Origin of the sequence: Aliivibrio salmonicida LFI1238 (genome assembly GCF_000196495.1) — a bacterium.
GTDB lineage: Bacteria > Pseudomonadota > Gammaproteobacteria > Enterobacterales > Vibrionaceae > Aliivibrio > Aliivibrio salmonicida.
On sequence record NC_011312.1, the window covers coordinates 2553128 to 2566453 of the forward strand.

The following is a 13326-nucleotide window of genomic DNA, read 5'->3' on the forward strand; positions in this document are numbered from 1 at the left end:
ATTTGCTACTCTTATAATATTAAGATAAGCAGCCTCCACTCTCATTACAGATATCCATCTCTTTCATAGTGGAATGTTATTAAAAGGATTTGTGAATAATACATGTTCAAATTAAAAAAGCTGGCCAGTAGTTTACTCATTGCCTCATTGCTAACAAGCTCACTACCTGCTAGTGCAAATAACGATTTAGATTTGCCTGAAATAGGAACCACAGCAGCGGGTACTCTGACCATAGATCAAGAACTGGTTTATGGTGATGCGTACATGCGGATGCTCCGTGCTAGCCAACCAGTCATTAATGATCCAGTATTAACTGAATATGTTCAAAATCTAGGCCACCGCTTAGTTGCTAATGCAAGTGATGTCAAAACCCCTTTCCACTTCTTCTTAATCAATAATAGAGAAATTAACGCCTTTGCTTTTTTTGGTGGTTATGTTGCGTTGCATTCAGGATTATTTCTATACGCACAATCGGAAAGCGAATTAGCCTCAGTGGTTGCTCACGAAATTGCGCATATTACACAGCGTCACCTTGCTCGAAGTATGGAAGATCAAGCTCGACGCTCACCAGCAACGATTGCAGCACTTGTTGGCTCTTTATTATTGGCAATTGCAGCACCAGAAGCAGGCATTGCCGCGATTCATGCAACAACCGCTGGAGCAATGCAAAGCTCAATTAACTATACAAGAAGCAATGAAAAAGAAGCCGACAGGTTTGGGATTGATACACTCGCAAAATCAGGATTTGATGTAACGGCAATGCCACGATTTTTCTCACGATTAGCCGACCAATATCGATACGCAAGTACACCACCACCAATGCTTCTAACTCACCCCTTACCCGCAGACCGAATAACAGACAGCCGAGCTAGAGCACAACAATACCCAATGCGCCGTGTAAACACATCCCTGCGATACCAACTTGCTCGCTCTCGTATCGTCGCTCGCTTTGCTGGTATTGATAGTAATGCCGCGCTTGATTGGTTTTCTCGTAAATCAAAGTCGGCTAAAGTCGATCAAAAGACAGCCATCGAATACGGTAAAGCCTTAGTTTATATTGATTCAAACCAATATGATAAAGCCACACCAATAATGTCAACGTTACTCAAAAATGATCCTCTAAATACGTTTTATATTGATGCAGCTACCGATTTAGATCTGTATACAAAGAAAAATGAACAGGCGATAAAACGCTTAGAAAATGGATTAATTCATCTGCCCAACAACCCAGTATTAATGATCAATTACGCCCATGCTTTATCTGAATCGGGGAAAACGCCTCAAGCGGTTCGAATTCTTCAACGCTACACTCATGACCACCCTAAAGATCCGACTGGGTGGCAATTACTCTCTAAAGCCTACTATGATGACGGCAGCTCCGATGGAGAATTAGCAGCAAGAGCTGAGGTTTATGCGCTTAAAGGCATGTGGAATAAAGCGTTAAGTAATTACACACAAGCAAGCCAACTCGCCGAGTTGGGCAGCTTAGATCAAGCTCGATATGATGCAAGAATAGATCAGTTACGCCTCTCTAGAGAAAGATTCAGCACGTTATAACGAAAGAAAAATAAAAAGGAAAACTTATGTCTGTTGTTATTTATCACAACCAAAAATGCTCTAAAAGTCGTCAAACCTTGGCTTTATTAGAAGAAAAAGGAATCGTACCAGAGGTCATAAAATACCTTGAACAAACACCAAGTATTGATGAGTTAAAAACACTGTTCTCTCAACTAGGGTTCAGTTCTGTTCGAGAGATGATGCGAACTAAAGAAGATATTTACAAAGAACTAAACTTAGGTGAAAACGCATTAAGTAATGAACAGTTATTTGAAGCGATGAACGCGAATCCAAAACTAATTGAACGCCCTATTGTTGTTCATAATAACCACGCTAAAATAGGTCGCCCACCGGAACAAGTTCTGGATATTTTATAGCTACTAGTAAGGAAGTGAACATGGACGTCGTTGAGTTAGGATCGCAAACAAAACGTTACCGTTTGCTGGCTCTTTTCTGTAATTTATCGTTATTGATTTTTGTCATGCTATGGCACAGTGTTATTTCCCCGCATCCTCAAATCAATCCTTATGGGCTGATGATTGCTTGGATGATACCGCTGCTATTGCCATTAAAAGGCATTTTAGAAGGGAAGCCTTATACTCACGCATGGGCTAATTTTATATTAATGTTTTATTTTCTTCATGGATTCACCTTATTATGGGTCGATGAAGGAGAGCGTTATTTGGCGGTAATAGAACTCATCCTTACCTCTGGAGCGTTTATTGGAAACATTTATTACGCTCGTCTACGAGGTAAAGAGTTAGGTTTAAAACTTAAACTTTTATCGGAAGTTGAAAAAATAGAAAAAGCCAGTTACGCAGAAAACAAACAAGATTAATCTGCATGTTCTCTCTTGCATTTATCGTCTGATAATTGAATAAAAAAGGTGGCCATAAGCCACCTTTTTTATTGAGTCAATATTATTTACTTCTTCAGTTGATAAGCGTGTATCACTGATGTGTCCGTTTTTTGATTAACGGGGTCTTTATCACTTGCTATCACGGCATCCGGTTTTGATGCATCAATAATCGTAGATTTATTTACTAACGTCGTATCTGTAACATTGTTCTGCTCTGTTGCACCGGCATCCACATTAGCGTCTATCGTATTATTGTCAGAGGTAATCACCTCTTCAGGAACCACACTAATTCTTGTATTTCGGCTAAGCAATTCCGCATTAAATTGCGCCCAATCACCAAGTAAATTCAATGTGTAAATAACTTTATCACCTTGAATACTATCCACCTGAACGCTAGCGACTGAATTCAATTGCTTCAATTGTTTTTCTAACGTGAAGAACCCTTCAGTAGAGTGAATGCCTGCAATTGAAATCATTTCAGATTGACTCACCGTCGTGCCTAGCTTCTTAGAATACGTATCAGCAAAATAATCACTAACATCATTAATCATATCAGAAAGCTGTACAGCACCAGAAGCCGTACCTTCAATTGCTTTTTTCGAGGTTTTGACCAAGTATTGAGGCGTAGTATCAAAAAGATCCCACGATAAACTATTGCCACGAATTTTTACGACTAAAATGGCTTGAGGGTTATAGCGCTCACTCGCAGCTGCAATCGGTTTTTTAAAACTACCCCACAGATCAGGGATCTCAATAGAGGTCACATCATCAAAATCACCGACAGGGAATAAAACAGGTAAGCCTCGATCATAAGCCGCTTGTTTGATTCTAGTGATTAAATTGCTATCTGATTGTTCCCAAATAATACTACGTTGGTAGTTATATTCATTTACGATCCAAACCAATACTGGCTTACGTGGTGCTTCCCAAATACGTTGCTCAGATTGAGTCAGTAAATGCGTCACCATTTTTGGGTTATACCCTAATTTCATACCGCGAGGGGCATCTTTATGGTCAACAAAACTCATTTGAGTTACATAACGATCGCTTTGTGTCAGTGCTTTTTTTATTACACCGTTATTAGCAATGTCTCTTTGACCTGATACTTTAATTAGTACATTAACCAAGCCTTCTTTCTTTGCCACACTTTCAGCATTATCAGAGGCAGTTAACTGAACTTCAGTATGATAGATATCTGCTTGTTGCTGCGCCCACACAGGCCCCGCAACCATAAAGATTAATAAACAAAAAATACGTAACATCAAACAACCTATAAATACTTTTATAATTTACCGCTGATAATAAGGGCTATCCCCTTATTCAGCAAGGATTCGAATTGACTCAGATCTAACTTTCAAGCTATTAGAGTGATACTTTGTGTAAAAGTTTTATTTTTTCACGATTAAAATCAAGATATTTATTATTATAAAAGTGATAGAATCCCTCAAATTCACTACTGGAAATAGTAATGCTATACAATTTATTCCAAGGTTTTCAGATGCTTTTTGTTGCATTTGGTGCCCTTGTTCTTGTTCCTCTTCTTACTGGGCTCGATCCTAACGTCGCTCTTTTTGGTGCCGGTGTTGGTACTCTTCTTTTTCAACTTGTTACTCGTCGTTCAGTGCCTATCTTCCTCGCGTCTTCTTTTGCTTTTATTGCCCCTATTATTTATGGAACCCAAACATGGGGGATCCCAGCAACAATGGGTGGCCTAATGGTTGCCGGTTTAGTTTATGTTGCGTTAGGTGCCGTTATTAAAGTGAAAGGGGTCGCTTTCATTCATAAGTTACTGCCTCCTGTTGTTGTTGGCCCTGTAATTATGGTGATCGGCCTAGGCTTAGCGCCAACAGCGGTTAATATGGCGTTAGGAAAAACGGGCGATGGTGGATTTCAATTAGTTGATGGCCAATTGGCTTTCTGGATTGCCGCTGCATCATTATTTACCACAATTGGGGTGAGTGTTTTTTCAAAAGGGTTCTTTAGATTATTACCTATTCTCTCAGGCATCATTGTTGGCTACTCATTAAGTTTAATTTTCGGCATCGTTGATTTTACGCCAGTACAACAAGCGGCATGGTTTGCACTACCCAACTTCACTTATCCTGAATTTAACATTAATGCCATTCTATTTATGATCCCAGTCGCCATCGCCCCTGCGGTTGAGCACGTGGGTGATATGTTGGCAATTTCAAATGTAACCGGAAAAGACTACCTTAAAAAACCAGGCTTGCACCGCACCATTACTGGTGATGGTATTGCAACCATGGCAGCCTCTCTTATTGGCGCGCCACCAAATACAACTTACAGTGAAGTGACTGGTGCGGTAATGCTGACTAAAGCGTTTAATCCAGTGATCATGACATGGGCTGCCGTCTGTGCGATTGTTTTGGCTCTTGTGGGTAAATTAGGCGCAATATTACAAACTATTCCAGTCCCTGTAATGGGGGGCATTATGATCTTACTGTTTGGTTCAATCGCGACGATTGGTCTAAATACTCTGATTAAAAACCAAGTTGATTTACATAAAGCACGTAACTTAACCATTGTTGGCGTTACCTTGGTATTTGGTATTGGTGGTATGGCTGTGGGTATTGGCGATTTTAACTTACAGGGCGTAAGTCTTTGTGGGATTGTAGCTATTGCTCTTAATTTAATTCTTCCTGATGACTTAGGTGAAAACCATGTTGTTGATAATACACAAATGGAAGATGATAAATAAACCTAAGGTCTAGGTCTAGGTCTAGGTCTAGGTCTAGGTCTAGGTCTAGGTCTAGGTCTAGGTCTAGGGTAAATAAAAAGGATTGATGGTTACCCATCAATCCTTTTTTAATGCTTAAAGCATCCAGTACATATAATTACTTAATGGTGCCGATTACTTAGTACCGAAGATCTTATCACCAGCATCACCAAGACCTGGAATGATGTAACCTTTATCATTCAACTTCTCATCGATAGCCGCAGTATAAAGCTCAACATCTGGATGCGCTTTTTCTAATGCAGCAATGCCTTCAGGAGCAGCAACAAGAACAAGAATTTTAAAGTTCTTACAGCCTTTCTCTTTTAAAAGATCAAGCGTTGCGATCATAGAACCGCCAGTCGCTAGCATTGGATCAACAACTAAAGCAATACGCTCATCGATGTTAGACGCTAACTTGTTAAAGTAAGGTACAGGCTCTAACGTTTCTTCGTCACGGTAAATACCAACAACACTGATACGCGCACTTGGGATGTGCTCAAGAACGCCATCCATCATGCCAAGACCTGCACGTAAGATTGGCACTACCGTTACTTTTTTACCTTTAATTTGGTCAACTTCAACAGGGCCGTTCCAGCCATTGATAGTTACTTTTTCTGTCTCAAAGTCTGATGTTGCTTCATAAGTAAGTAAGCTACCTACTTCAGTTGCTAATTCACGAAAACGCTTAGTGCTGATATCGCCTTCGCGCATTAAACCAATTTTATGTTTTATTAGCGGATGTTTTACTTCAACAACTTTCATTTCTGACTCCAGATACATTAATCAAACCTTTCAATTATACATACTTTTCATATAAAAAATGACTACACATTAAAATAATTTATGCCGTCATTCTCAAATAACTAACTTACTCATTTTTAATTACAAAATTTCTCCAAATTTCCTTACGCAAACGTTTCCCTTTTTACATTGTGCTGTTAGAATGGCGCGGATTTTTGAAATCCAACCTATGGCGAGGACACCACCGTGAGCGACAACAAAACTTCTCTTAGCTACAAAGATGCTGGCGTAGACATTGATGCTGGTAATGCACTTGTTGATCGAATTAAAGGCGTAGTGAAACGTACTCGTCGCCCAGAAGTTATGGGTGGCATTGGTGGTTTTGGTGCGTTATGTGAACTTCCAACGAAATATAAACAACCTGTTTTAGTTTCTGGTACTGATGGTGTAGGAACTAAACTTCGTTTAGCTTTAGACCTAAACAAGCACGATACGATTGGTATCGACTTAGTGGCTATGTGTGTAAATGACCTAATTGTTCAAGGTGGTGAACCTCTGTTCTTCCTTGATTATTATGCAACAGGCAAACTCGATATTGATGTCGCAGCTCAAGTAGTGACGGGCATTGGTGAAGGTTGTATTCAAGCTGGTTGTGCATTGATCGGTGGTGAAACGGCTGAAATGCCAGGCATGTATGAAGGCGAAGATTATGATGTTGCTGGATTCTGTGTCGGTGTTGTCGAGAAAGAAGACATCATTAATGGCACTAAAGTCGCTGCAGGTGATGCATTAATCGCTGTAGGTTCAAGTGGCCCTCACTCAAATGGTTATTCATTAATTCGTAAAATCCTTGAAGTATCAAATGCGGATCTTACAGAAGAATTAAATGGCAGAACGATTGCAGATCATTTAATCGAACCAACAAAAATCTACATTAAATCAGCACTTAAAATGATTGCAGAGCATGATATTCATGCTATCTCTCATATTACGGGTGGCGGTTTCTGGGAAAATATTCCACGAGTACTTCCTGAAGGAACTAAAGCGGTTGTTGATGGTAAGAGTTGGGAGTGGCCTGCTATCTTTAACTGGCTACAAGAAAAAGGCAACGTAGATACCTACGAAATGTACCGTACCTTTAACTGTGGTGTTGGTCTTATTGTTGCCCTTCCAAAAGAACAAGCTGAACAAGCTGTCGCATTATTGAATGCGGAAGGCGAAAACGCTTGGGTTATTGGCAAAGTAGCGGCAGCAGAGCAAGGCGAAGAACAAGTTGAGATCCGTTAATCGGGACTTACAAACTTTGAACTAGTTCATAAAGAATAAATAAAAGGTGATCAATTATTCGGTCACCTTTTTTATATCTGTAATTTGTGTTCGAATGGTTCTCATTAAACAATAACTAAAAAAGATTATGATGAAGAATATTGTTGTATTAGTTTCAGGAAACGGCAGTAACCTACAAGAGTTTATCGATGCTTGTGGTAACAAAATTCCAAATGCACGCATCTCTGCGGTTATTTCAAATAAAAGCGATGCTTATGGACTACAACGTGCAATTAATGCCGATATTGATGTACACAGCTTAAGTGCTGCGGGCTATGAAGGTCGTGAGCAGTACGATATCGCACTATCTACTCTTATCGATCTTTATCAGCCTGATTTAATTATTCTGGCCGGTTTTATGCGTATTTTAAGTGCAGATTTTGTCTTACGTTATCAAGGTAAGATGCTGAACATCCACCCCTCTCTTCTACCGAAATATACAGGATTACATACTCACCAACGTGCGATTGACGCCGGAGATGAAGAACATGGTACAAGTGTTCATTTTGTCACGCCAGAGCTCGATGGAGGTCCTGTTATTCTTCAAGCAAAAGTGCCTATTTTTGATGAAGATACTGCTGAAGATGTCGCTTTACGTGTTCAAGCTCAAGAACACGTCATTTACCCTATGGTTGCTAATTGGATTATAGAAGAGCGTTTAATAATGACAGATGGAAAAGCAGTTCTTGATGGAGATGCGCTAGGGACATTTGGATTAGAAACAGAAGAGTAAAATAATATCACTTAGTAAAAACGTCATCTTAAACCATAAGATGACGTTTATATTTTATTATGTATTTACTGGACACTCAGAAGGCGGCGGCGCCATATCAAGCACCGTATCGTGATTTCCGGCACTTAGTTCACCAAAATGAAACAGAGCATATTCACCCACTTTCATTTTATGCCATTCTTCATTATCAGTCAGAGGTTGAGTTGCAATCACTGACACGACATCGTTTGGTGTCGTTTCTTTATGAAAATCGATGGTCACGTCTTCATCAATCAAAGAAGCTTGCCCAAAGGGAGCCCGTCGAGTGATCCAATGCAAATTATTCGAGCAATACGTCATTACGTATTCACCATCACTCAATAGCATATTAAAAACACCAAGCGCTCTTAGTTGATCGCTGCATTCTGAAATATATTCAAACATCAGCATCATATCTTGGGGGGGTTCTGGATACTTTTCTTCAAGCTGATTTAATAACCAACAAAAAGCACGTTCACTATCTGTTTCACCGACAGGACGAAAACGCCCAGTTGATAATTCATCGAACCCAGTAAGCTGCCCATTATGTGCAAAAGTCCAGTATCGACCCCATAATTCACGCGTAAAAGGATGTGTATTTTCTAAATTCACCTCCCCTCGGTTAGCTTGTCGAATATGACTCACTACTGCATTACTTTTTATTGGGTAATCTTGAACCAATTCTGCAATTTTAGAATGACAACTTGGTTTAGGGTCTTTAAATGTACGAAATCCTTTCCCTTCATAAAAAGTAATCCCCCAGCCATCACGATGCGGACCGGTATTGCCACCACGTTGAACCAAACCTTTAAAACTAAAACAAATATCCGTTGGTATATTTGCACTCATTCCGAGCAATTCACACATTCTTGCGTTACTCCTTTATTCGCAATTCAATGGATTATTTTTCCATTTCTTTTTCAATCAGTTGAATCACTATATGAATAATTTTAATGTGGATCTCTTGAATACGATCGGCGTATCCAAAATGTGGAACACGAATTTCCACATCAGCAAGACCCGCCATCTTTCCGCCATCTTTACCTGTCAGTGCAATGGTTTTCATGCCTTTTTCTTTGGCCGCTTCAATCGCCTTTAAAATATTGGCCGAGTTACCTGAAGTCGATAAACCAAATAACACATCACCTTTTGAACCAACCGCTTGAGTGTAACGAGAAAATACATGGTCATAACCAAAGTCGTTACTAACACAAGATAAGTGGCTTGGATCAGAAATCGCAATACCAGGATAACCGGGACGATTTTCACGGTAACGACCCGTTAATTCTTCCGCAAAATGCATTGCATCACAGTGAGAGCCACCGTTACCACACGACAATACTTTGCCGCCTTGTTTAAATGAATCAGCAATCGTTTTGGCAGCTAGCTCAATTTGAGCAAGGTTTTTATCATCAGCTAAAAAGTCATTCAGTACTTGAGCTGCTTCTGTTAGCTCAGAACGGATCAGATCTTGATAAGACATAGGATTCTCTCTTTATTATATTCCCTAATGGGGTTCATCTCAGTGTACCTATCCCAGTAAACCATTTAAAGCAATTCACTTCATATTTCTTCTACACACCACAAATTCCTAAAACCGTAGGAAATAAAAGTAGAGTTCACTCACTCAAATTAACAATTTGTTTATTAATTAACCTGAATTCTGGATAAGGCTGAACTAATTGCCCACCTAACGATCAGATCTTTCGACCAAGAATTATTTGAACGTATTTTAAAAGGTGGGCAAGATGAATAAATTAGTTGATATATTTTGTGATGTCGATGATTTTTGTTATCAATTCTTATCTCAATGGGAAAAATACCTTGTTGAGGCTAGTGAGAGAAAAAGAAAACGTCAGTCAGTAATGTCTACTAGTGAATGTATGACTATTGTCATCGCTTTTCATCAATCAAATCATAGAGATTTCAAGAACTTCTATATCGGGTTAGTTCATCAATATTGGAAAGGATACTTTCCAAATTTACTTAGCTACACTCGATTTGTGAGCAAAATGCCTAGCCTAATCGCCCCAATGTGTGCCTATTTTCAATCTATCAAAGGTAAGCCGACTGGCATTGCTTTTGTTGACTCCACGAGTCTTAAAGTATGCCATAACATTCGAATTCCTCGCCATAAAGTCTTTGATGGTGTTGCGAAAAGAGGAAAAGGTACCATGGGATGGTTTTTCGGCTTCAAACTTCATTTATTGATTAACCATCTTGGAGAAATTATTTCGCTGAAAATCACAGCTGGCAATGTAAATGATAGGACTCCTGTACCTGATTTATGCAAAGAACTCTCGGGGAAATTGTACGCTGATAAAGGGTACATAGGTAAAAAGTTGAGTGAGAGCTTAAAGAACTCTGATGTCGATTTAGTGACTACCTCGCGAAAAAACATGAAAGCAAAAGAGATAAGTGCTTTTGATAAGGCTATGTTATCAAAGAGATACATTATCGAAACGATAAATGACCAATTGAAGAATATCTCTCAAATTGAACATAGCCGTCATCGTAGCGTGACTGGTTTCATGCTAAATGTAATTTCAGGCGTTGTGGCTTATTGTTTAAAAAAACAAAAGCCACGAATTAAGCTATCAGAATGTGAATTTGAACTAATCCTCGCTTAAAGCATGTTTTATCCAGAATTCAGGTTAATTACTCAAGCTAGATCACTTTTTAACCATTATGTAGATTTACTTTTTATTAACATTTGATCTACACTAACTTCAACTAGTTAGACCTCTTATCAGAAAGAGCTTTAAACAAACAATAACATTACGACCGAGTATCGTAATCAATTCTGTTCCTACAAACAGAAACAGCGCCGGAAAAGGAGAATCACATGGCCCTCACACTACTAACAACATTAATTGCACTTGCTGCATTAAGTTATCATCGACAATCATTACAAACTGCTACGCTAGTAACGGCAGCAATTTTGGCGGTGAGTACCGGATTAGGTTATGCCGGCGTTATCACTTGGGCTATTTTTTTAGCAATCGCGGTACCTCTAAACATCCCTTCAATTAGGCAATCTCTGTTTAGTAATAAAGCCTTATCGATGTTTAAAGGTGTTATGCCTGAAATGTCAAAAACAGAAAAAGATGCCATTGAAGCGGGTACGGTTTGGTGGGAAGCAGAGCTGTTTAAGGGAAATCCTGATTGGAAATTCCTTCATAATATTCCTAAAAATACACTATCCGATGAAGAACAAGCATTCATGGATGGCCCAGTAAACGAAGTGTGCCGCATGATCAATGATTATGAAGTCACTCATGAGCTTGCTGATTTGCCACCAGAAGTATGGCAATACCTGAAAGATAACAAATTCTTTGCCATGATCATTAAGAAAAAATACGGTGGTTTAGAATTCTCAGCTTATGCACAATCTTCTGTTCTACAAAAATTGACCAGTGTTTCTGGTGTTTTATCTATTACGGTTGGGGTTCCGAATTCATTAGGTCCAGGCGAACTTCTTCAACATTACGGTACTGAAGATCAAAAAAATCATTATTTACCTAGCTTAGCCGAAGGTAAGGAAATCCCATGTTTTGCACTAACTAGCCCAGAAGCGGGCTCCGATGCAGGGTCAATTCCTGATTTTGGTATCGTGACAAAAGGCATGTGGGAAGGTAAAGAAGTACTAGGTATGCGCCTTACTTGGAATAAGCGTTACATTACCCTAGCCCCTGTCGCTACCGTTTTAGGTTTGGCGTTTAAATTACAAGATCCTGATGGTTTATTAGGCGATAAGAAAAACCTAGGCATTACTTGTGCTCTTATTCCAACAAACTTAGAAGGCGTTAAAATTGGACGCCGCCATTTCCCTATGAATGTTCCATTTCAAAATGGTCCAACACAAGGTGACGATTTATTTGTTCCACTTGATTACATCATCGGTGGTGAAAAAATGGCAGGTCACGGTTGGCGCATGCTGGTTGAATGTCTGTCTGTGGGTCGAGGAATCACCTTACCATCCAATGCAACGGGTGGCGCAAAAACGGCCGCACTCGCTACGGGAGCTTATGCACGAATTCGTCGCCAATTCAAATTACCCATTGGTAAAATGGAAGGGATTGAAGAGCCATTAGCGCGTATGGCTGGTAATGCTTACATGATGGACGCAGCAAGTGCGCTAACGGTTGCTGGTATTGTGCAAGGCGAGAAGCCATCGGTTATCTCTGCCATTGTAAAATATCACTGTACCCACCGTGCACAACGTATTGCCATTGATGGTATGGACATCGCTGGTGGTAAAGGGATCTGTCTAGGCAGTTCTAATTTCTTGGCGCGCAGTTATCAAGGTTCACCAATCGCCATTACCGTTGAAGGCGCAAACATACTAACCCGTTCAATGATTATCTACGGTCAAGGTGCTATTCGCTGCCACCCTTATGTTCTTGAAGAAATGGACGCGGCCTACTTAGAAGATAAGCAAGCGTCTCTTGATAAATTCGATGCTGCTGTCTTTGGTCATATTGGCTTTGGGATCAGTAATTTTGTACGCAGTTTATGGTTTGGCCTAACCGATGGTCGTGGTTCAAAAACCGCCTTTAACGATGAAACCAAACGTTATTACCAACAAGTAAATCGTTATAGTACGAACTTAGCATTACTATCTGATGTATCAATGGCTGTTCTTGGCGGCAGTTTGAAGCGCCGTGAACGCATGTCAGCACGTCTAGGTGACATTTTAAGTCAACTGTATCTAACAACGTCAGTACTTAAGCGTTTTGATGATGAAGGTCGTCAGAAGGAAGATTTACCATTAGTACATTGGAGCGTGCAAGATTCGTTACATCAAGCAGAGCAAGCGATTGATGGGTTATTAAGTAATTTCCCAAATCAATTTATCGCCAAAGCAATGCGTTTAATCCTGCTTCCAACCGGGCTTCGTCGTCAACGCCCAAGTGATAAACTGGATCATAAATTAGCTCGAATTCTTCAAGAGCCATCAGGAGTCCGTAGTCGAATTGGTCGAGGTCTGTTCTTAGAGGCGAGTCGCTTTAATCCGGTAGGTAAAATGGAAGAAGCACTGATTGATATCTTAACCGCAGAACCAATTTATGATCGTGTATGTAAAGAATCAAAACAACGTCTACCCTTCATGCAATTAGATCGTGTTGCAAAAATCGGTTTAGAGTTAAATATTATTTCAGATAAAGAAGCCCTACTACTTCGTAAAGCAGAGAAAAGTCGACTAGCGACGATTAGTGTTGAAGATTTTGACCCAAGTGAGCTTATCGTAAAGCCAGAAGTTAATCATTTTGAACACAGTAAAATTGCTTAGTTAATTCTCTTATCTAAAACATAAAAAAGGCCAGAACATGAACTGTTCTGGCCTTTTTATTT

The 13326-nt window shown here is 39.7% G+C and carries 12 protein-coding genes; 8 read left to right on the plus strand and 4 right to left on the minus strand.

The features are described 5' to 3' along the window. Window positions 1–102 precede the first annotated feature (102 nt). From bepA to VSAL_RS12480, 3 genes are read left to right on the plus strand one after another with little or no spacing between them, the layout of a single operon-like run. Entirely contained in the window at window positions 103–1557 is a 1455-nt protein-coding gene (gene bepA / locus VSAL_RS12470; RefSeq protein WP_012550877.1) for a beta-barrel assembly-enhancing protease, read from the plus strand. Between the two features lie 26 nt (window positions 1558–1583). Further along, on the plus strand, window positions 1584–1934 hold the full coding sequence (gene arsC, locus VSAL_RS12475; protein WP_012550878.1) for an arsenate reductase (glutaredoxin): 351 nt from the start codon (window positions 1584–1586) through the stop codon (window positions 1932–1934). A 20-nt stretch (window positions 1935–1954) separates the two neighbouring features. Beyond that, window positions 1955–2395 (plus strand): DUF2069 domain-containing protein, encoded by a 441-nt coding sequence (locus tag VSAL_RS12480; RefSeq protein WP_012550879.1) that lies wholly within the window; start codon window positions 1955–1957, stop codon window positions 2393–2395. An 86-nt stretch (window positions 2396–2481) separates the two neighbouring features. Here the strand turns inward: VSAL_RS12480 and VSAL_RS12485 are convergent, their stop codons facing one another. Beyond that, complete coding sequence (locus VSAL_RS12485) at window positions 2482–3678, minus strand: DUF2066 domain-containing protein (RefSeq protein WP_012550880.1); 1197 nt, start codon at window positions 3676–3678, stop codon at window positions 2482–2484. Window positions 3679–3884: 206 nt separating this feature from the next. On the opposite strand from VSAL_RS12485, the gene VSAL_RS12490 reads away from it, so the two are divergent. Beyond that, on the plus strand, window positions 3885–5135 hold the full coding sequence (locus tag VSAL_RS12490; RefSeq protein ID WP_012550881.1) for a uracil-xanthine permease family protein: 1251 nt from the start codon (window positions 3885–3887) through the stop codon (window positions 5133–5135). Between the two features lie 153 nt (window positions 5136–5288). Here VSAL_RS12490 and upp read toward each other — a convergent pair whose 3' ends face one another. Then, window positions 5289–5915 (minus strand): uracil phosphoribosyltransferase, encoded by a 627-nt coding sequence (gene upp / locus VSAL_RS12495; protein ID WP_012550882.1) that lies wholly within the window; start codon window positions 5913–5915, stop codon window positions 5289–5291. A 225-nt stretch (window positions 5916–6140) separates the two neighbouring features. Between upp and purM the strand changes: the two genes are divergently transcribed. Beyond that, window positions 6141–7181 (plus strand): phosphoribosylformylglycinamidine cyclo-ligase, encoded by a 1041-nt coding sequence (gene purM / locus VSAL_RS12500; protein ID WP_012550883.1) that lies wholly within the window; start codon window positions 6141–6143, stop codon window positions 7179–7181. 130 nt (window positions 7182–7311) lie between these two features. Beyond that, window positions 7312–7953, plus strand: coding sequence for a phosphoribosylglycinamide formyltransferase (gene purN / locus VSAL_RS12505; protein ID WP_173362144.1), 642 nt, complete (start codon window positions 7312–7314; stop codon window positions 7951–7953). Between the two features lie 57 nt (window positions 7954–8010). Here the strand turns inward: purN and VSAL_RS12510 are convergent, their stop codons facing one another. Continuing rightward, on the minus strand, window positions 8011–8838 hold the full coding sequence (locus VSAL_RS12510) for a class II glutamine amidotransferase (RefSeq protein WP_012550885.1): 828 nt from the start codon (window positions 8836–8838) through the stop codon (window positions 8011–8013). 34 nt (window positions 8839–8872) lie between these two features. After that, window positions 8873–9454: a D-sedoheptulose 7-phosphate isomerase gene (lpcA, locus tag VSAL_RS12515; protein ID WP_012550886.1), complete on the minus strand. Its 582-nt coding sequence runs from the start codon at window positions 9452–9454 to the stop codon at window positions 8873–8875. A gap of 265 nt (window positions 9455–9719) precedes the next feature. On the opposite strand from lpcA, the gene VSAL_RS12520 reads away from it, so the two are divergent. Further along, window positions 9720–10601 (plus strand): IS982-like element ISVsa6 family transposase, encoded by an 882-nt coding sequence (locus tag VSAL_RS12520; protein WP_012548944.1) that lies wholly within the window; start codon window positions 9720–9722, stop codon window positions 10599–10601. Window positions 10602–10816: 215 nt separating this feature from the next. Then, window positions 10817–13264 (plus strand): acyl-CoA dehydrogenase FadE, encoded by a 2448-nt coding sequence (gene fadE / locus VSAL_RS12525; protein WP_012550887.1) that lies wholly within the window; start codon window positions 10817–10819, stop codon window positions 13262–13264. Window positions 13265–13326: the final 62 nt, after the last annotated feature.